Here is an 18,170-nt window from a genome sequence, read left to right as displayed (position 1 = left end):
CGCCCGGGCGCACGCTGACTGCCATGAACGACACCTCCCGCAAGTGGGGCACGCTGGTCATCGCCTGCCTGGCCATGCTCCTGTTGTCCGTCGACCTCACCGTCCTGCACCTCGCCCTGCCGAAGCTCGGCGAGGACCTCGCCCCCTCGGCCACCCAGCTGCTGTGGATCGCCGACATCTACGGCTTCGCGCTGGCCGCGCTGCTCGTCACCATGGGGAACCTCGGCGACCGGATCGGGCGCAGGCGGCTGCTGCTCGCCGGGCTGGCCGCCTTCGGCGCGGCCTCGGTGCTGACGGCGTACGCGCCGAACGCCCCGCTGCTGATCGCGGCCCGCGCGCTGCTCGGCGTGGCCGGCGCGACGGTCATGCCCTCGACGCTGTCGCTGATCCGCAACGTGTTCCCCGACCCCAAAGAGCGGACCACCGCGGTCGGCGTCTGGAGCAGCGTCGGGGCGGTCGGGTTCGCCCTCGGGCCCATCGTCGGCGGCCTGCTGCTCGACCACTTCTGGTGGGGCTCGGTCTTCCTGATCAACGTGCCCGTCGTCGCGGTCGTCCTGGCCGCCGGGCTCGTCGTGCTGCCCGAGTCGCGCAACCCCCGCCCCGGCAGGCTCGACCTCGTCAGCGTCCCGCTGTCCGCCGTGGGCGTGCTCGGCCTGATCTACGCGATGAAGGAGGCCACGACCGGAGGTGTCGCGCGGCCCTCCGTGATCGCCGCCGCGGTGATCGCGGTCGCCGCGCTGATCGTGTTCGTCCGCCGGCAGACCCGGCTGGCCGAGCCACTGATCGACATCGCGCTGTTCCGGCGGCGCGCGTTCGCGGCCACGGTCGGCGCCGAACTGGTCGCGGTCTTCGCGATGCTCGCCATGTCGGTGGTCTTCGCGCAGTACTTCCAGCTGGTCATGGGCTGGTCACCGCTGACCGCCGGGCTCGCCGGCATGCCGGGCGGCCTGGCCGGGGGCGTCGGCGGCGCGCTGTCCGGGGTGCTCGTGCACCGGTGGGGACGCGGGCCGGTCGTCGGGCTCGGGCTCGTGCTGACCGCGATCGGGTTCATCCTGTTCAGCCGGATCGGCATGGAGACGCCCTATCTCTACATGCTCGCCGCCATGCTCATCCAGGGCGTCGGGATGGGCTTCACGTTCGCGGTGACCGGCGACACGGTGCTCGCCTCGGTGCCAAAGGAGCGGGCCGGCGCGGCGAGCGCGATCTCCGAGACCGCCCACGAGATGGGCGGCGCGCTCGGCATCGCCGTGCTCGGCACCGTGCTGACCAGCGCCTACCGGAACGGCCTCGTGCTTCCGCCCGGGCTGCCCGACGGCGCGGCGGCCGAGGCCCGCGACACGCTCGCGGGCGCCCTGAAGGCCGCCGCCACGCTGCCGGGCGACGCCGCGGGGGCCGTCGCGCAGGCCGCGCGGCAGGCGTTCGTCGAGGGCATCCACGTCACGGTGCTGACCGGCGCGGCGATCCTGCTCGTCCTCGCGGTCGCCGTGCCGTTCGCGCTGCGCGGCGTGCCCAAGGTGATCCCGGAGACAGAGGAGGAGTCCGTGGACGAGCCGGTCTCCGTCACGTGATCCCGGCTCGAGTGACCTGGGACAGCCAGCGGTCGTGGGCGCCGCCGAAGGGGCCGGTGCGCGCGCCCACGGCCTCCATCAGCCAGGCGGCCGACCGCTCCGCCTGGCGGACGATCTCCTCCGGGTATCCGTACCGCACCTGGTGCTCGGCGAACTCGTCCTCGTCGTCCAGGATCAGCCGGCCGTCCCGCATCCGGAGCACGTCGAGGTCGAGATCGGCCATGGTGATCCGGCCGTCGCCGCGGACGGGCACCGTGGTGACGTCGCAGTAGATCGCGCACCTGTTCGGCCGGGCGTTGAACGTGGCCGTCCACCACGAGTGGCGGGGGAACAGCATCACGAAGGGGTCCGCCCAGACCACCGGCGGCTCGCTCCCCCGCCGGCCGGCGGTGCCCGCGGGGCAGCCGGCCCAGACGCCGTGCTCGTCCTCGCCCAGCACCCGCGCGGGGTGGTGCCAGTGCAGCGAACCGCCGTACTTGCGGTAAATGATCCTCACCTCGGACACGGGCGGGACGCTACGCCACGCCCGTCTCCGAGTACAACGGAATTGTCCGTCAGACCTCGACGACCACCGGAATGATCATCGGGCGGCGGCGGTAGGTGTCGCTGACCCAGCGCCCCACCGTACGCCGGATGGTCCGGCGGATCTGCATCTCGTCGGCCACCCCCGCCGCCGCGACCTCCTGCAGCGCGGCCTCGAGCTGCGGGATGACCGCGTCGAACGCGTCGGGATCGATGCCCGAGCCCCGGGCGGTGATCTGCGGCCCGCCGGTGAGCTTCCCGGTGGTGGAGTCCACGACGACGACGATGGAGATGAACCCCTCGTCGCCCAGGATGCGCCGGTCCTTGAGGGCCACGTCGGTGATGTCGCCCACGGAGGTGCCGTCCACGAAGACGTACCCGCACGGGACCGCGCCGGTGATCCTCGCCTGGCCGTCGACGAGGTCGACGACCACGCCGTCCTCGGCGATCACGATGTTCTCCCGGGGGACGCCGGTCAGCTCGGCCAGCGCGGCGTGCGCCCGCAGGTGCCGCCACTCCCCGTGCACGGGCATGAAGTTGGACGGCTTGGTGAGGTTGAGCACGTACAGCAGCTCACCCGCGGCGGCGTGGCCCGAGACGTGCACGCGTGCGTTGCCCTTGTGGACCACCCGCGCGCCCCAGCGGTTGAGGCCGTTGATGACCTTGCTGACCGCCGTCTCGTTGCCCGGCACCAGCGACGAGGCGAGCAGGACCGTGTCGCCCTCGGCGATCCTGATCGGGTGGTCGCGGTTGGCCATGCGCGACAGCGCCGCCATCGGCTCGCCCTGGGAACCGGTGCAGATCAGCACCACGTCCTCCGGCGGCCACTCCTCGATCTCCCTGGAGTCCACGAGCAGGCCCCCGGGCACCTTCAGGTAGCCGAGTTCGCGTGCCACGCCCATGTTCCGGACCATCGACCTGCCGATGAGCGCGACCTTGCGGCCGTGCTTCTCGGCCGCGTCCATGATCTGCTGGACACGGTGGATGTGCGACGCGAAGCTCGCGACGATGATCCGCTTGGACGCGCTGCGGAAGACGTCGTCGATGACCGGCGCGATCTCCCGCTCGCTGGTGACGAAGCCCGGCACCTCCGAGTTGGTGGAGTCGGACATCAGCAGGTCGACGCCCTCGGCCCCGAGCCGCGCGAACGCCCCGAGGTCGGTCAGCCGCCCGTCCAGCGGGAGCTGGTCCATCTTGAAGTCGCCGGTGTGCAGGACGAGACCCGCAGGGGTGCGGATCGCCACGGCCAGCGCGTCGGGGATCGAGTGGTTCACCGAGACGAACTCGCACTCGAACGGCCCGAACGTGCGCCGCTCGCCCTCGATCACCTCGACCTTGACCGGCTGCATCCGGTGCTCGGTCAGCTTGCTCTCGATCAGCCCGAGGGTCAGCCGCGAGCCGACGATCGGGATGTCGCGCCGCTCCCGCAGCAGGTACGGCACCGCGCCGATGTGGTCCTCGTGGGCGTGCGTGAGCACCAGTGCCTCGATGTCGTCGAGGCGCCCCCGTATGTAGTCGAAGTCGGGCAGGATGAGATCCACGCCCGGCTGGTCCGGCTCGGGGAACAGCACGCCGCAGTCCACCACGAGCAGACGGCCGTCGTACTCGAAGACCGCCATGTTGCGGCCGATCTCGCCGAGACCGCCCAGTGCGACGACGCGCAGACCGTTTTCCGGCAGCGGCGGAGGCGGCCCGAGCTCGGGATGCGGATGACTCATGCCGCCCCCTTCGCCCCGCGCCGTTCGCCGTCGGCGCCCACGCGTCGTTCCCTATGTTCGTTTTCTCTGTACACGTCGCTCATTCGACTCCATCTGCTGATCTAATCCACAAGCTTGAGACCCCCCGTAATGAGGTCCTCGCGAAGCGCCGCGATCTGTTCCTGGGTGGCGTCCACGAGCGGCGGCCGGACGTACCCGGCGTCCTGGCCCACCAGCGTGAGCGCCGCCTTGACCATGATCGCGCCCTGGGTGCGCGTCATGATCGCCGAGACCACCGGGAGGAGCCGACGGTGGACGGCAAGTGCGTTCTCGACATCGCCGGACCGGTAGGAGTCGACCATCGAGGCCAGCTCCGCGCCCGCCACGTGGCCCACGACGCTGACGTACCCGACCGCGCCGACGGAGAGCCACGGCAGGTTGAGCAGGTCGTCACCGGAGTAGAAGACGAGGTCGGTGGAGGACATCACCTGCGAGGCCGCGAACAGGTCGCCCTTGGCGTCCTTGACGGCGGCGATGCGCGGATGCTCGGCCAGCCGGAACAGGGTCTCGGTCGTGATGGGCACCCCGGCGCGGCCGGGGATGTCGTACAGCATCACCGGAAGGCCGGTCGCGTCCGCAACGGTCGTGAAGTGCCGGAGCAGGCCCTCCTGCGGCGGTTTGTTGTAGTACGGGGTCACCACCAGGAGACCGTGCGCACCGGCGCGCTCCGCGGCCCGGGCCAGCTCGACGCTGTGCCGGGTGTCGTTGGTGCCGACGCCGGCCACGACCGTGGCCCGGTCGCCCACGGCCTCGACGACCGCGCGGAGGATGCGGTCCTTCTCCTCGTCGGAGGTGGTGGGGGACTCCCCGGTGGTACCGCTGACGACCAGCCCGTCGTTGCGCTGCTCGTCCACGAGATAGGCGGCGAGCCGCTGGACGCCCTCATAGTCGACGGCGCCGTTCGAGGTGAACGGTGTGACCATCGCGGTCAGCGTGCGACCGAAGGGGGCGTCGGAAGTTCCAGTAGGCGATGCCATAGACCGAACGGTACCCGGATCCGCTGGGGTGATGGACCTCGCCACCCCGTTATGTCCAGTACCGTCCGCGATGCCGCCGACAGCGGAAGAGGCCGCCGATATGTGCTCGGGGGTACACACATCAGCGACCTCTAACCGGGAATCGCCGCGCCTTACGCGGACGTTACACGCCGCTGGCGAAATTTTTCCGGAAGGTCGTATACGACCGGTCGTACACCATACGGGCGGAAGATACCCAGGCCGTTAGGCGGCGAATCGGTGAACCGCGGGCGGATCGGCAGGCATGGGCCGCAGACGGATCAGTGGGCCTCCCCCGCGAGCAGCCGCACCCACAACTCCTGCATCCGCGCGGAGACGAGCCGTTCGCTCTCGCGGATCTCCATCTTCACGCCCCGTTTCGTCCGCCGGATGAACATCAGTCCGCCGGCCGAGCAAAGCTCGTAGATCGTCGCCTTGCACTCACACGTGTGCCTGTGCACCCGCACCCGATCGCTGCGATTGGTGGGTTTCGACCACGCGATCTTCCGATGCCTGTCCCTCGGAGGGCTGGCATGGATGCCGTGATAGGGCGGCGGGAGGGGAATATCAGCACCTGGCCGCTTAGCGGCAATATCACCCATTAGCAGCCCTTTCACCAGGCAAAGTTGGAGTCACAGGCCGTTCCCGTCACTCTCGGTGGCCCGGCGAATACGCCAAGATTTGGAAGACCCGTCACCCCCTCAGGGATGGATTGATGGCAAACTCTGATCCGGTCTACCTGCGCGTAGTCGAGGACATTCGCCGCCAGATCGTCGACGGCACGCTCCCCCCGGGCGCACCGATCCCCTCGCGGCACCAGATCACCCGGAAATACAGCGTCGGAGAGACGGCCGCCCGCCACGCGCTGCGCGTGCTCGCGCAGGAAGGCCTCATCATCGGCCGCGTGGGCTCCGGGCACCGCGTGCGAGAGAAACCGATCCTGCTCCCGCTCAACCGCAGCCGTCTCCCCGAACCGCACGCCGCCTTCGTCGGCGACATGCAGGCGGGCGGGCGGCAACCCAGCTGGAGCTGGCGCAGCGAGCTCGCCGACGCCCCTCCCGACATCGCCCATCGACTGCGTATCGGCGAGTGCAGCCCGGTGATCCGGACCCGATACGTCTTTCGCGGCGACGGTCGTCCGGTGCAGCTGCTCACGACGTACGAACCGGTCGAGCCGGGGCAGAGTCAGGCGCCCGAGGAGGGCACGTACGAGCGCAGGAGCGCGGCCTTCCGTCTCGCGGCGAGCGGCATGCCGCTCACCGAGATCAGCGAGACCGTGCACGTCCGCGTTCCCCAGCCCACCGAGAGCGACCTGCTGGAGCTGCCTTCCGGCGTCCAGGTGCTCCAGATCGAGCGCACGTACTGGGCCGGCGAGCGGCCGGTGGAGACCAGCGACGCCGTGGTGCCCGGCGACAGGTTCCGGCTGGTCTACGGCATTCCCAGCCCTCTCTGACTGTCGGTGCCCACTGGTACAACCGATCCGGATCCCCCATCCGGAGGTGCCGATGCGCGTCAAGGACATGCCCCTGGCCGACCAGCCGCGTGAGCGGCTGCTGGCCTCCGGAGCCGCGGCGCTCGCCGACAGGGAGTTGCTCGCCCTGCTGCTCGGCTCGGGCAGCAGGGGCGTGAGCGCCGTCGAACTCGCCTCCCAGCTCATCGCCCACTGCGGCGACCTCGGCGAGCTGGCCCGATCCGAGGCCCATCGGCTGCTCGCCGTCCCCGGCGTGGGTCCCGCCAAGGCCGCCCGCGTGGCGGCCGCGTTCCACCTCGTACGGCGGGCCCAGGCGGAGCCGGAGCGAAGCCGGATCACCTGCTCGGCCGACATCGCTTCGGCTGCCGCTCCCCTGCTCCACGGGCAGCCGCGCGAGCGGCTCGTCGTGGTGGTGTGCGACGGCCGCGGCGCCGTGCTGCGCCGGACCGTGGTCTCCGAGGGCGGCAGCGACCACACCCCCGCGCCCGTCCGCGACATCGTCACCACCGTTCTCCTCTCCGGCGGAGCCGCCTTCGGCCTCGCCCACAACCACCCGAGCGGATCGCTCGACGCCAGCCCCGCCGACGTCGAGGTCACGGCCCGCCTCCACGAGGCCGCCGACACCGTCGGCCTCCGTTTCCTCGACCACGTGATCGTCACCGACGCCGCCTGGCGCCGCGTCCCTTGGCCTCCTCTCGAGAATGCATAGTTGCATAGTACGTCTAGTTGTATTGCCTTGCCCAGGACAAAACACAACGCCTGATCAGACATAGCCATACAGATGCCCTCGTAATGGGTCGTCTAGGCTGCGGGCGTGCTCGACCACGACGGTGACACGCATCTGTACGTGCAGATCGCCGAGATCATCCGGCAACAGATCCAGCGAGGCGACCTCCCGCCTGGACACCCCATTCCCAGCGAGGCCGCCATACAGAGTGAGTTCGGCGTGGCCCGGACCACGGCACGGCGCGCCTTCCACATGCTGCGGGAAGAAGGCCTGATCTACACGGTGCAGGGCGAGGGCACGTTCGTGACCTCACCGGGCACCGCGCCACGAGAGCCGCGGAAGATTCCGATGTACCGGAAGATCGCAGACGACATCGTCGAAGGAATTCGCAACGGCGACCTGCGGCCGCGTCGTCCCATACCGAGCGAGACGGCACTGGTTGAGAAGTACGAGGTGGCACGCGAGACGGTACGCAGGGCGATCGGCCGTCTCCGCGAACAGGGCTGGGTCTACACCGTCCCGCAACGAGGGAGCTTCGTGTCACCTGAGGACAAGTGGCCGGCGGATTAGCGGTTTCCGTCGTCTAGTCGTCCCGGTCGGTCTACGGTCGATCCATGCTTGACCGTGACGGACCGGTACCCGTTTACAAGCAGATCGCCGACCTGATCCAGGAACAGATCCGCCGGGGCGAGTTGATCGACGGCGATGCCATCCCCAGCGAGGCGGAGATCGAGGCCGAATACGGGGTGGCTCGCCCCACGGCACGGCGAGTCGCCCGAGAACTGAGGGAACTCGGTCTCGTTCGTACCGTGCAGGGAATGGGGACCTTCGTCGGAGACGGCACCGTCTACCGTCCCCGACGCAAGCCACCGCTGTACGAGGTGATCGCGAGAGAGGTCGCGGAGCGCATCGAGCGCCGGGAGCTGAAAGCGAACCGGCCGATCCCGAGCGAGAAGTCACTTATGCAGCAGTACGGCGTGGCCAAGGTGACCGTGCGACTGGCCGTCGGCTTCCTCCGGGACCAGGGCTACGTCTTCACCGTCCCCCATCGCGGCACTTATGTGTCATCTCCGGATAACTGGCCGCAGGACTGACCACGCGACTTGAGAAGACGCGTCACATCGGGGCGTCCGGCTCCTGAAGGAGTGTCGCTTGACCACGACGGCCTTCGATTTGTTCTTACTGCGGGCTGCCCAGCAGCCCGTTCTCACCGACCAGCTTCAGCCCGCTTTGCCCCTCTCCGCGGCTTCGCAAGCACTGGGCCGGGATGCGGGGGCTGGGGCGCGACGCCGCGCGAAAATGCGATTCGTCCAGGCGGATGGCGGCGGGGTGGGTATCACGCCTCAGGTGTGCTAGGCTGAACGTAGTTGCAGTTGTGGTACCCATAATAAACTTGTGTGCGCCTGACGGTACGTAGCCTCAGGTGCATTTTTTGTTTGCCGGTCTTCTCCGGGTGTGGGCCTCTATCGCGGCAACGCGGGATTCGTGACAGTGCGGATTTCGGCTACACCCATCAAGAGGAGATAAACATGGCTTCTGGCACCGTGAAGTGGTTCAACGCGGAAAAGGGCTTCGGCTTCATCGAGCAGGACGGCGGCGGCGCCGACGTCTTCGCGCACTACTCCAACATCGTCGCGAACGGCGGCTACCGCGAGCTGCGCGAGGGCCAGAAGGTGGCCTTCGATGTCACCCAGGGCCAGAAGGGCCCGCAGGCCGAGAACATCGTTCCCGCCTGACACCGACGCATCACGCAGCTGGGGCCCGCGCCGTAAGGTGTGGGCCCCAGCGCGTTGCTCTTGTGGTACCCGTTGTGCCGTGACGGCCTCACAAACATGTCCGTTCTTCCGCCGCACACCGGATAGACCACTGATGGTGCCGGTTCGGGCCTGATCCGATCCAGCTCTCTGATCGGCATCGCAGTCGCCGTTCTTCTCGGCCGGATGCCGACCATTTCGACACACGAGGCCAGGCTGTCATCCGCCGGCTCGGCTCGTCTTTCTTCGGCCCGTGCTCGCCATTCTTGTGCCGCTCGTCGCGCCGGGAATCACTCGACACGTGCCGCATCGAGGAAGGTTCTGCATGAACCATGCAACTCGCAAGCACGACCGCTACTCCTCCACCCGTACGGGCGGCTCTGCCAACCCCGGCAGGGGTGACCGAGTCGGCTCGCCGGCTCTGGGCCGCTCAGGCACCCCCAGGCGTTCTGGCGGTCACGGGCGGCGTCCCGCCGCGCTTCAGGGGGAGTTCGCACTGCCGGTCACCGTTACCCCGGCCCTGCCGGCAGCCGCGACTTTCGCTGAACTGGACATGCCGCCCGCGCTGATGAAGGTGCTCACCAGCCTGGGTATGAACGAGCCGTTCCCGATCCAGGCGGCGACGCTGCCGAACTCCCTGGCGGGCCGGGATGTCCTCGGGCGGGGGCGCACCGGGTCGGGCAAGACTCTCGCCTTCGGCCTGGCCCTGCTCGTCCGCACCTCCGGACAGCGCGCCGAGTCGCGGCGGCCGCTGGCCCTGATCCTCGTTCCCACTCGGGAACTGGCCCAACAGGTCACCGACGCGCTCACCCCGTACGCCCGGTCATTGAAGCTGCGGCTGGCCACCGTCGTCGGCGGAATGTCGATCGGCCGGCAGGCCAGTGCTCTGCGCGGTGGTGCCGAGGTCGTCGTCGCGACCCCCGGACGGCTCAGGGACCTCATCGAGCGCGGCGACTGCCGCCTGGACCAGGTCGGCATCACCGTGCTGGACGAGGCCGACCAGATGGCCGACATGGGCTTCATGCCTCAGATCACCTACCTGCTCGACCAGGTGCGCCCCGAGGGCCAGCGCATGCTGTTCTCCGCCACGTTGGACCGCAACGTCGACCTGCTGGTACGCCGCTACCTGACCGACCCGGTGGTCCATTCGGTCGACCCCTCGGCGGGTGCGGTCACCACCATGGAGCACCACGTGCTGCACGTCCAAGGCGCCGACAAGCAGGCCACCACTGTGGAGATCGCTGCTCGCGACGGCAGAGTGATCATGTTCCTGGACACCAAGCACGCCGTGGACCGGCTCACCGAGAACCTCCTGAACAGCGGCGTACGCGCCGCGGCGCTACACGGGGGCAAGTCCCAGCCCCAGCGCACCCGCACCCTCGCCCAGTTCAAGACCGGCCACGTCACGGTGCTGGTGGCGACCAACGTCGCGGCCCGCGGCATCCACGTCGACAACCTCGACCTCGTCGTCAACGTCGACCCGCCGAGCGACCCCAAGGACTACCTGCACCGCGGCGGCCGCACCGCCCGCGCAGGCGAGTCCGGCAGCGTCGTCACCCTCGTCCTGCCCAACCAGCGCCGTGCCGTGACCCGCCTGATGGCCGACGCCGGTATCGTCCCGCAGACCAGTCAGGTCTGTTCGGGTGAGGCCGAACTGCGACGTATCACGGGCGCCCAGGCTCCCTCGGGGATCCCCGTGACCATCACCGCACCGGTTGCAGATCGCCGAACCGGACGGGGACGGAACGGCCGACGATTCGGGTAGCAGTTGGACGACCGCCCGGCGACACAGTAGTTCCGGGCGGAGCCATCCGGTGGAGGAGACCGTCCAGGTGGTGCAGGCGCCGTCCCGGCCGGGACCATCGAACGAGGAGATCGACTCCTCATGAACCATGGCGTAGGTTGGCCTGGCTCCTTGCGGCAGCCAGGCACAGCTCCCACATGCCGGTCACGCGATTGACAATCAGGCGCAGGGGTGACGAAACCGCCGGTGTCATTCTCCGGTCATGCGGGCTTCGTTGATGCGCAGCGCCTCGGCGAGCTGGTCTTCCAAAATGATGATCCGGCAGGCGGCTTCCACAGGAGTGCCCTGGTCCACCAGTTCCCGGGCGCGCGCAGCCAGGCGCAGTTGGTAGCGGGAGTAGCGGCGGTGGCCGCCGCTGGAGCGTTTCGGCTCGATCAGTTTGGCGGTGCCCAGGGCGCGTAGAAACGACGGGCTGACCCCGAGCATCTCCGCGGCCGCGCCCATGCTGTAGGCGGGGTAGTCCTCATCATCGAACCGGTCTTCGGCGCTATGCGCCGAGGTGTGTGTGATCCTGGCGGCAGCGCGCTTGTCACCGGCTGGGTGCGTTTGATCCATAGATGCCTTTCATCATGCCAACAGGGGGCCCCGGCACCTGTCGCGCCGGGGCCCCGAAGAGTTCAACACCATCTACCGGCCATCTGACCGGCTCACTGTTTTCCGCGTCCGCCGTACTGAGCGGCGGTGGCGCGGGGATCGCGGATGCGTGACCGTAGACCACCTTCCCATCTGTGGAACTGCGGTACCCGAGCGGCGAGACTCAGCCGGCAACGGGCGATCCTGATGGCGTCAACACTCCCTTCATCTCTTTCTTTCGGACCGATGTCCGGCTTCACCTACGGCAGCGCGTCCACGATCAGGGCCCCTAACCACTGCGCTGGCCCGTCACGTCCGACCTTCTGCCACAACTTCCGACTTCATCGTGCTCCGGGCAGTTCATCGTGGTGCCAGTACTTCCGCTGCCCGGCCGAACCGTTCCTTACGATGCGAGAAACACTAGCCCCAGTAGCAACGAATGTCTATCGTGGCGATCACAGATTTTCGGTGCCGGGCACGGCAGGCCTTCCGGCGGCGCCGTTGACCGGCTCGAACGCCACCATCGCCGGCCGGCGAGCTCGCTGCGGTGATCGCCAAGAGCGAGGGCCTCGACGCGTAGCCGCGAACGTCAGGCCACTTCTCGAATCCCCTCCGCGCTTCCTCGGGCATGGGGAGTCACCTGACGAGGTCCACGTTCGTCCGGCTGCCGCCGTCGAAGGGCCGACAAAACACACTCGATCGCGCCCGGTCGCGCTGTGGTCGGGCCGCCTCATGACGCAGATCGGTTTCACGACCGCGGCCGTCCTGTGGCTGATTACCGGCGGCCTCGCGTACCGGGCCGCCCGTCGGCGCGACTTCACCGCCCACCGCGACTGGATGATGCGCAACTACGCGCTGACGTTCCTCGCGGTCACCGCGCGCATCCTCGTTCCCCTGCTTCTGCTGGTCCAGACCCCCTTCCGCGGAGCCGAAGCGACAGGAGATCTCGCGACCTCGATGATCCCCATCGGTCAGACGCTGGTCTGGATCGTCAACCTGGTCGTGGTCGAGACCGTCATCGGGCGGCGTCGCCAGGCCGTAACCCGCCCCGCGGCCGGACGGTGACGGGAGCCCTGCCCCTCCCCCGCCGGTATCCGACAGGCGGCGAGAGGGCCACGCGCCGCCCGGCACCGATCGGGCGTCGGCGTGGGAGAACTGCGAACGCGCATTCCGCACGGCTTCGAGAGCCGCTGGACGGACGTGTGCGGGATCCGCATCCATCACCGCGCCTCGCTCGGCGCCCCCGTCGGGAGGCCCCACAGTGGTGCTCGTGCACGGCCTGGCGGTCTCGCACCGGTACATGATGCCGCTCGCCGTACGGCTGGCCGCGCGGCATCCGGTGCGGGTGGTGGATCTGCCCGGTTTCGGCCTCAGCGGCAAGCCCGCGCGCACCCTGGACCTGCCGGAGATGGCGGACCGGCTCGCCGAGTGGCTGGAGACGGCCGACGCCGCCCCCGCCGTGCTCCTCGGGAACTCATTCGGCTGCCAGGTGGCCGTGGAGGTCGCCGTCCGCCACCCCACCCTGGCCCGAGGGCTCGTCCTGGCCGGGCCCATCACGGACGCCCACGCCCGCAGCGCGCCCCCGGCAGATCCTGCGCTGGCTGCGCGACCTGCCGCGCGAGGATCCCTTCCAGGCGCCCATCCTCCTGCGTGACGTCCTGGACGCCGGACCCCTGCGGATCGCCCGTACGTTCCAGATCTCCCTGCGCCATCCAATCGCGCGCAAGCTGCCCGCCGTCGGCGTGCCCGTGCTGGTGACGAGAGGCGAGCGTGAGCCGCTGGTGTCACAACGGTGGGCGTGGGAGGTGGCCGCGTCGCTGCCGCGCGGAGAACTCGCCGTCGTGCCCGGAAGCCCGTACAACGCCAACTACAGCGCCGCCGGTCGCCTCGCCGCTCTCGTGATCCCCTTCCTCGACAGGCTCCCCCGCTGACCCGCCGCGGCCCCACCTGAGCGCGCCCCAGCAGGGCGAACCTCCTCCCGGCGCTCGCGTGGACGGACAGCGGCGCTCAGTCGATGAGAGCGAGCGCCCGGTCACGCAGGCCCGCCGGGGCGGTCTTCGGGCTGCCGGCGTCGAAGGGCGGCCGCGGGGCGTACTCGATCGCGAGCTGAACGGCCTGCGCCGTCTCCTCGTCGCGCATCGCGGCCAGCAGGGTCAGGGCCATGTCGATCCCCGACGAGACGCCCGCCGCCGTCACGACCTTGCCGTCGACCACCACGCGCTCGCTGACCGGCTCGGCGCCGAATCCGGCGAGCTGGTCGAGCCATCCCCAGTGGGTGGTCGCCCTGCGGCCCTTCAGCAGCCCCGCCGCGCCCAGCAGGAACGAGCCGCTGCACACCGAGGTCGTCCATCGAGTCCGCTCGTGGACCCGCGCGATCCAGCCCAGCAGCTCCGAGTCGGACAACGCCTCGATCGTCCCGGGTCCCCCGGGCACGACGACGACGTCCGGCGCGGGCAGGTCGCCGTACGACGCGGTCGCCGCGAGGCTCAGGCTGCCCCGGTCGTCGAGCACCGGCCCCGGCTCGGCCGCGACGAACGTGACCGTGCAGCCCGGCGCGAAGGCCAGCACCGTGTACGGCCCGACGGCGTCGAGCGCGGTGAAGCGGGGATAGAGCGGAATCGCGATGTTCATGCTCTGCTGCTTTCTTTCGATCGGAACCGGCGACGGTAGTCGCCGGGTGAGACGCGCCAATGGCGGCGGAAGACCCGGTAGAGGGTCTCGGGCACGCCGAGTCCCGACTCCCTGGCCACCCTGTCGAGAGGATGGGCGGTGGTCTCCAGCAGCCGTCGCGCCGCGTCGGCCCGGCTGCGTTCGACGTACCTGCCGGGTGAGACCCCTGTCTGCTCGGTGAAGACCCGGGAGAAGTGCCGCTCGCTCATCCCCGCCCGCCGGGCGAGCGCCGGAACGCTCAGGTCCTCGGCGGGGTTGGCGTCGATGAAGGCCTGGATCTCGCGCAGCGGCTCGGCGCGTGGGACGGCGGCCCGCATGGGGGCGCTGAACTGGCTCTGCCCGCCCGGGCGGTGCAGGTACACCACGAGCCCACGGGCGACGTCACGGGCGAGCGCATGACCGTGGTCGTCGGCGACGAGCGCCAGCGCGAGGTCCACTCCCGAGCTGACCCCGGCCGAGGTCCAGACGTTCCCGTCGCGGATGTAGATGGGATCGGCGTCCACCTCGACGTCCGGATAGCGATCCGCCATCTCGCCCGCGACCAGCCTGTGGGTGGTCGCGCGCCTGCCGCCCAGCAGTCCCGCCTCCGCGAGGAGGAAGCCGCCGTTGCAGACCGAGGCGACCCGCCGAGCCCCGGCCGCCAGCCGGGCGACGCCCGCGAGCAGCTCCCGATCGCGCAGGTGCTCCGGCACCGACAGCCCGCCCACGACCATCAGCGTGTCGATCGGCGCCGCGACCTCGTCCAGCGACGTCTCCGCGAGTGTCGCGATCCCGTTCTGGGCGGGTACGGCCCCGGCACGCACGGCCGTCACCTCGACCCGGTAGCCGGGCTCGGGCACGAGCAGATTCGCCGTGGTGAGGACGTCGGCCGGCCCGGCGAGATCGAACATCTGGAAGCCATCGAAGATCACGATGACCACGCGTCGCTGCATGCCTCAATGCTCGCGACCATGGCCTCATGGCGTCAACGACACAGATATTGCACATTACGCCATGACCGTCGGCCCGTCTGAAAAGAATCGGGGGCGCTGTCGATATCGTCGCCTCTCGTTCGTCGTCATCATGTGCGGCGCCTCGCCCGCGTGAGGGAACGACGGGACATGACAGGAGTTCGGGCTGTGAAGTACATGCTGCTGATCAACGCCGGTGCGGCCGACGCGAACGGTGCGGGCGCCGAGGGCGACTTCCAGGAATGGGTGAACTACGACAAGGCCGTACGGGACGCGGGGATCTGGGTCTCGGGTGAGTCGCTGGCGGACCTCGTGACCGCCACGACGGTCCGGGTCGGCCCGGACGGGCAGCGGTCCGTCGTCGACGGCCCGTTCGCGGAGACCCGCGAGGTCCTCGGCGGTTTCTACGTCATCGACGTCCCGAACCTGGACGTCGCGCTGGACTGGGCGGCCCGCTGCCCGGGGGCACGCGGCAGCGGTTCGGTCGTGGTGCGGCCGGTCGCCGACTTCGGAGCCTGAGCGCGGTGCGGGAGCAGGCGTCCGGCACCGGCAGGGCGGTGGAGTCGGTGTTCCGGGAGGAACACGGGCGCCTGCTGGCCTCTCTCGTGCAGAGGTTCGGCGACCTGGACCTGGCCGAGGAGGTCGCCTCCGAGGCGATCGAGGCGGCGCTGGTGCACTGGCCGGCGCAGGGCGTCCCCGCCAAACCCGGCGCCTGGCTCCTGACGACGGCCCGGCGCAAGGCTGTCGACCGGTTGCGCCGGGACCAGACCTACGCCGCCCGGCTCGCCGTGCTGCAGGTGGAGGCGGACCGGGCCGATCCCGCTCCGCCCGCGGACGCCGACGCCGACCTTCCCGACGAACGACTGCAACTGTTCTTCACCTGCGCCCACCCGGCCCTGCCGGATGAGGCGCGCGGGGCTCTGATGCTGCGCTGCCTGGCCGGGCTGACCACCCCGGAGGTCGCGCGGGCGTATCTCGTCCCGCCGGCCACGATGGCGCAGCGGATCGTACGGGCGAAGAAGAAGATCCGTGAGGCCCGGATCCCGTTCCGGGTGCCCGGGGCCGACGAGCTGCCGGGGCGTCTGCCGGGCGTGCTCCAGGTCCTGTATTCGGTCTTTACTGAGGGGTACGCGGCCAGTTCGGGCCCTGATCTGCAGCGGCCGGATCTCGCCGAGGAGGCGATCCGGCTGGCGCGGATCCTGCGGCGGCTGTTGCCCGCCGAGCGCGAGGTCGCCGGACTGCTGGCGCTGATGCTGCTGGTCCACGCCCGGCGCGATGCCCGCACCGGCCCGGACGGGGAGCTCGTGCTGCTCGGGGACCAGGACCGCGGCCGCTGGGACCGCGCCATGATCGAGGAGGGCCTCGCGCTGGTGCCCGTCGCACTGACCGGCGGTCCGCCCGGGCCGTACGGGGTGCAAGCCGCGATCGCCGCCTTGCACGACGAGGCGGCCGATCTGGCGACCACCGATTGGCCCCAGATCGTGGCCCTTTACGAAGTAATGCTCGCGCTGGACCCGTCCCCCGTCATCGCCCTCAACCGGGCGGCGGCCGTGGCGATGCGCGACGGCCCGCAAGCGGGCCTGGCAATGCTCGACGAGCTGGCCGGCGAGGAGCGGCTGCGTGGCTACCACCCCTACCACGCCGCCCGGGCAGAGCTACTGCAGCGACTCGGACGGCTCGCCGAGGCCGCGGCGGCCTACCGCCGAGCCCTCGACCTGGCAGGCACCGAACCCGAACGGGCCCACCTGCGGCGCAGGCTCGGCACAACCGGATCGCCCGCCCCGAACGGCCCGGACTGCACAGACTGCACAGACTGCCCGGACTGCGCGAGGGACACCTGACGCTCGGCGGACACCTACGTCCGACGTCCCTGGGCGCGTCTTCGTAGATCGGACTCGGCTCGCCTTGCCGGCCCGGCGCCGGTGGCCACCGAGGCGCGGCCTCAGGCGGCGAGCAACTGGGCCACGACGATGACGTTGCCGTACAGGTCGGCGAAGTGCAGGGAGCGGCTGTCGGGGTCCTCACGCTCGTCCCAGACCCGTACGCCCTGCTCGCGCAGCCGCTTGGCGACCACGCCGAGATCGGCGGTGTAGAGGACGAGCAGCGGCTGCCCGCCGGTCTGCCCGCCGACGAGCTCACGCTGCCGATCGGAGGTGGTCGGCATCAGCCACAGCCCCACCCCCTCCTGTCCCGGCAGGCCGACGTGCAGGAAGCGATAGCCGCCCGCCACATAGTCGTGCAGCACGGCGAAGCCGAGCACGTCGCGGTAGAAGGCCACCGCCTCGTCGGCATCGTCGACGAGCACCACCATGCGGCCGATCGCGGAGAAAAGAGCGTCATCCGTGGTCATGGGCGGCACCCTAGTTCGCGCCACCGACATTCCAGCGGCCGGCCGCGGTACCGATCATGCGGCCCGGGTGGCATGCCGTACCGACAGTTCCACCTGAGCGAGCGTCACTCCTCGCCGGAGAACCGCTCCCAGGCGGACTGGCGGGTCATGCCGAGCGCCGCGCCGATCCTGGCCCAAGTGGCGCCCCGGTCACGGGCCCGCTGGACCCAGACCCGCAGGTTGTCCTCGACCTGCTCGCTCACCGCGGCGATCCGCGGCAGGAACTCCAGGATCTGCTCGACCGTCATGCTCTCGGTGTACGGAATCTCCGGGGCCTCGACGGACTGGGCCGCCAGGATCTCGGCGCAGAGCCCGACGCACTCGTTGCAGATGTAGACGCCGGCACCGGCGATCATCTTGGCCACGGCGGTCTTCGGCTTGGAGCAGAACGAGCAGCGGATGTCCTGTTCCGCCAGAGAAGGAGCCGGCATGTCGCCTCCATGAGATGTTCTGTCAGGCTGTTCCTGACGGTCGACACCGAGACTAGTCCCGTCAGGATCAGCCTGACAATGGATCATCCGGAAAGCGACGTTTCCCGCATGCTCGTTTCCGGGTCAGCTCTTGGGACCGAAGGCGTGCGGGACCTCTCCCTTGCGTCCGCAGCGCGGGCAGGGGCGGTATCGCCCGGACCACCAGGTGGCCTTGAGTGTGCCGCTGCCCTTGCACTTGGGACATTTGGACAGGTAGTTGCGGATGTAGTCGGAGACGAGCCAGATGCCGAAGAAGGCTGCGACGAGAATGAGAACGGTCTGCGAATCCACCATGGCTCCGTAGTTCGGGGGATGACCGGCGACGGACACGCCGCCGTAGTACGGAAGCCGGTCGCGCGGGGGCGCGGTCACCGTCACTCACCGGCCGGGCGACGCAGTGCGGGAGGCGGCGACGGGTCCTCGCCCGCATCGGCGAGGGAACTCGCATCGCCGCCTCCCGTCAGCACTGGTCGCACGGGAAAGGACGCCGCACGGCCGCGCACCGGTGACAACCGGGCCC

Annotated in this window: 21 protein-coding genes; 12 read left to right on the top strand and 9 right to left on the bottom strand. The window is 69.9% G+C overall.

Annotated features, from left to right (window positions below; genetic code table 11):
• The first annotated feature begins 23 nt into the window (after nucleotides 1-23).
• On the top strand, nucleotides 24-1,568 hold the full coding sequence (locus AB0J39_RS12270) for a DHA2 family efflux MFS transporter permease subunit (protein ID WP_363463626.1): 1,545 nt from the start codon (nucleotides 24-26) through the stop codon (nucleotides 1,566-1,568).
• Here AB0J39_RS12270 and AB0J39_RS12265 read toward each other — a convergent pair.
• The 3 genes from AB0J39_RS12265 to dapA form a co-directional block, all read right to left on the bottom strand.
• Complete coding sequence (locus AB0J39_RS12265; RefSeq protein ID WP_363463624.1) at nucleotides 1,561-2,073, bottom strand: DUF402 domain-containing protein; 513 nt, start codon at nucleotides 2,071-2,073, stop codon at nucleotides 1,561-1,563. The two genes, AB0J39_RS12270 and AB0J39_RS12265, sit on opposite strands and share 8 nt — an antisense overlap.
• A 49-nt stretch (nucleotides 2,074-2,122) precedes the next feature.
• Nucleotides 2,123-3,808: a ribonuclease J gene (locus AB0J39_RS12260; protein ID WP_363463622.1), complete on the bottom strand. Its 1,686-nt coding sequence runs from the start codon at nucleotides 3,806-3,808 to the stop codon at nucleotides 2,123-2,125.
• Between the two features lie 101 nt (nucleotides 3,809-3,909).
• Entirely contained in the window at nucleotides 3,910-4,824 is a 915-nt protein-coding gene (gene dapA, locus AB0J39_RS12255; protein WP_363463620.1) for a 4-hydroxy-tetrahydrodipicolinate synthase, read from the bottom strand.
• A gap of 733 nt (nucleotides 4,825-5,557) precedes the next feature.
• Between dapA and AB0J39_RS12250 the strand changes: the two genes are divergently transcribed.
• The 6 genes from AB0J39_RS12250 to AB0J39_RS12225 all read left to right on the top strand — a co-directional run bounded on the left by AB0J39_RS12250 (nucleotide 5,558) and on the right by AB0J39_RS12225 (nucleotide 10,559).
• Nucleotides 5,558-6,295 (top strand): GntR family transcriptional regulator, encoded by a 738-nt coding sequence (locus AB0J39_RS12250; RefSeq protein WP_363463618.1) that lies wholly within the window; start codon nucleotides 5,558-5,560, stop codon nucleotides 6,293-6,295.
• A 52-nt stretch (nucleotides 6,296-6,347) separates the two neighbouring features.
• Nucleotides 6,348-7,022 (top strand): DNA repair protein RadC, encoded by a 675-nt coding sequence (gene radC, locus AB0J39_RS12245; protein WP_363463616.1) that lies wholly within the window; start codon nucleotides 6,348-6,350, stop codon nucleotides 7,020-7,022.
• Nucleotides 7,023-7,127: 105 nt separating this feature from the next.
• Nucleotides 7,128-7,610 (top strand): GntR family transcriptional regulator, encoded by a 483-nt coding sequence (locus tag AB0J39_RS12240; RefSeq protein ID WP_363463614.1) that lies wholly within the window; start codon nucleotides 7,128-7,130, stop codon nucleotides 7,608-7,610.
• Nucleotides 7,611-7,654: 44 nt separating this feature from the next.
• Nucleotides 7,655-8,134, top strand: coding sequence for a GntR family transcriptional regulator (locus tag AB0J39_RS12235; RefSeq protein WP_363463612.1), 480 nt, complete (start codon nucleotides 7,655-7,657; stop codon nucleotides 8,132-8,134).
• Between the two features lie 435 nt (nucleotides 8,135-8,569).
• Nucleotides 8,570-8,776 (top strand): cold-shock protein, encoded by a 207-nt coding sequence (locus AB0J39_RS12230; RefSeq protein WP_020545593.1) that lies wholly within the window; start codon nucleotides 8,570-8,572, stop codon nucleotides 8,774-8,776.
• 343 nt (nucleotides 8,777-9,119) lie between these two features.
• On the top strand, nucleotides 9,120-10,559 hold the full coding sequence (locus tag AB0J39_RS12225) for a DEAD/DEAH box helicase (protein WP_363463609.1): 1,440 nt from the start codon (nucleotides 9,120-9,122) through the stop codon (nucleotides 10,557-10,559).
• A 228-nt stretch (nucleotides 10,560-10,787) separates the two neighbouring features.
• Here AB0J39_RS12225 and AB0J39_RS12220 read toward each other — a convergent pair whose 3' ends face one another.
• The gene (locus AB0J39_RS12220; RefSeq protein ID WP_363463639.1) at nucleotides 10,788-11,042 is read right to left on the bottom strand and encodes a MerR family transcriptional regulator; all 255 of its coding nucleotides are present in this window, start codon (nucleotides 11,040-11,042) and stop codon (nucleotides 10,788-10,790) included.
• Between the two features lie 861 nt (nucleotides 11,043-11,903).
• On the opposite strand from AB0J39_RS12220, the gene AB0J39_RS12215 reads away from it, so the two are divergent.
• From AB0J39_RS12215 to AB0J39_RS12205, 3 genes are all read left to right on the top strand, one after another.
• A complete protein-coding gene (locus AB0J39_RS12215) occupies nucleotides 11,904-12,236 on the top strand; it encodes a DUF2306 domain-containing protein (RefSeq protein WP_363463607.1) in 333 nt (110 codons plus the stop codon).
• 196 nt (nucleotides 12,237-12,432) lie between these two features.
• Nucleotides 12,433-12,825, top strand: a complete 393-nt coding sequence (locus AB0J39_RS12210; RefSeq protein WP_363463605.1) for an alpha/beta fold hydrolase — start codon at nucleotides 12,433-12,435, stop codon at nucleotides 12,823-12,825.
• Nucleotides 12,826-12,919: 94 nt separating this feature from the next.
• Entirely contained in the window at nucleotides 12,920-13,102 is a 183-nt protein-coding gene (locus tag AB0J39_RS12205; RefSeq protein ID WP_363463603.1) for a hypothetical protein, read from the top strand.
• A 76-nt stretch (nucleotides 13,103-13,178) separates the two neighbouring features.
• On the opposite strand, the gene AB0J39_RS12200 is transcribed toward AB0J39_RS12205, so the two are convergent.
• Together AB0J39_RS12200 and AB0J39_RS12195 are read right to left on the bottom strand one after the other, a co-directional pair.
• Complete coding sequence (locus AB0J39_RS12200) at nucleotides 13,179-13,802, bottom strand: DJ-1/PfpI family protein (protein WP_363463600.1); 624 nt, start codon at nucleotides 13,800-13,802, stop codon at nucleotides 13,179-13,181.
• A complete protein-coding gene (locus AB0J39_RS12195; protein ID WP_363463598.1) occupies nucleotides 13,799-14,773 on the bottom strand; it encodes a GlxA family transcriptional regulator in 975 nt (324 codons plus the stop codon). The genes AB0J39_RS12200 and AB0J39_RS12195 overlap by 4 nt, the downstream gene beginning before the upstream one ends.
• 195 nt (nucleotides 14,774-14,968) lie before the next feature.
• On the opposite strand from AB0J39_RS12195, the gene AB0J39_RS12190 reads away from it, so the two are divergent.
• Both AB0J39_RS12190 and AB0J39_RS12185 read left to right on the top strand, forming a co-directional pair.
• Complete coding sequence (locus AB0J39_RS12190) at nucleotides 14,969-15,310, top strand: YciI family protein (protein ID WP_363463638.1); 342 nt, start codon at nucleotides 14,969-14,971, stop codon at nucleotides 15,308-15,310.
• 5 nt (nucleotides 15,311-15,315) lie between these two features.
• Nucleotides 15,316-16,632, top strand: a complete 1,317-nt coding sequence (locus AB0J39_RS12185) for an RNA polymerase sigma factor (protein WP_363463596.1) — start codon at nucleotides 15,316-15,318, stop codon at nucleotides 16,630-16,632.
• 101 nt (nucleotides 16,633-16,733) lie between these two features.
• Here the strand turns inward: AB0J39_RS12185 and AB0J39_RS12180 are convergent, their stop codons facing one another.
• The 3 genes from AB0J39_RS12180 to AB0J39_RS12170 form a co-directional block, all read right to left on the bottom strand.
• Entirely contained in the window at nucleotides 16,734-17,141 is a 408-nt protein-coding gene (locus AB0J39_RS12180) for a VOC family protein (protein ID WP_363463594.1), read from the bottom strand.
• 104 nt (nucleotides 17,142-17,245) lie between these two features.
• Entirely contained in the window at nucleotides 17,246-17,611 is a 366-nt protein-coding gene (locus AB0J39_RS12175; protein ID WP_363463592.1) for a ClpX C4-type zinc finger protein, read from the bottom strand.
• 123 nt (nucleotides 17,612-17,734) lie between these two features.
• On the bottom strand, nucleotides 17,735-18,022 hold the full coding sequence (locus AB0J39_RS12170; RefSeq protein ID WP_363463590.1) for a hypothetical protein: 288 nt from the start codon (nucleotides 18,020-18,022) through the stop codon (nucleotides 17,735-17,737).
• Nucleotides 18,023-18,170: the final 148 nt, after the last annotated feature.

Origin of the sequence: Microbispora sp. NPDC049633 (assembly GCF_040675265.1) — a bacterium.
In the GTDB taxonomy this organism is placed as follows: Bacteria; Actinomycetota; Actinomycetes; order Streptosporangiales; family Streptosporangiaceae; genus Microbispora; species Microbispora maris.
Note: the sequence above shows the minus strand (reverse complement) of the source record. Positions and strands in the feature narration are given on the sequence as shown.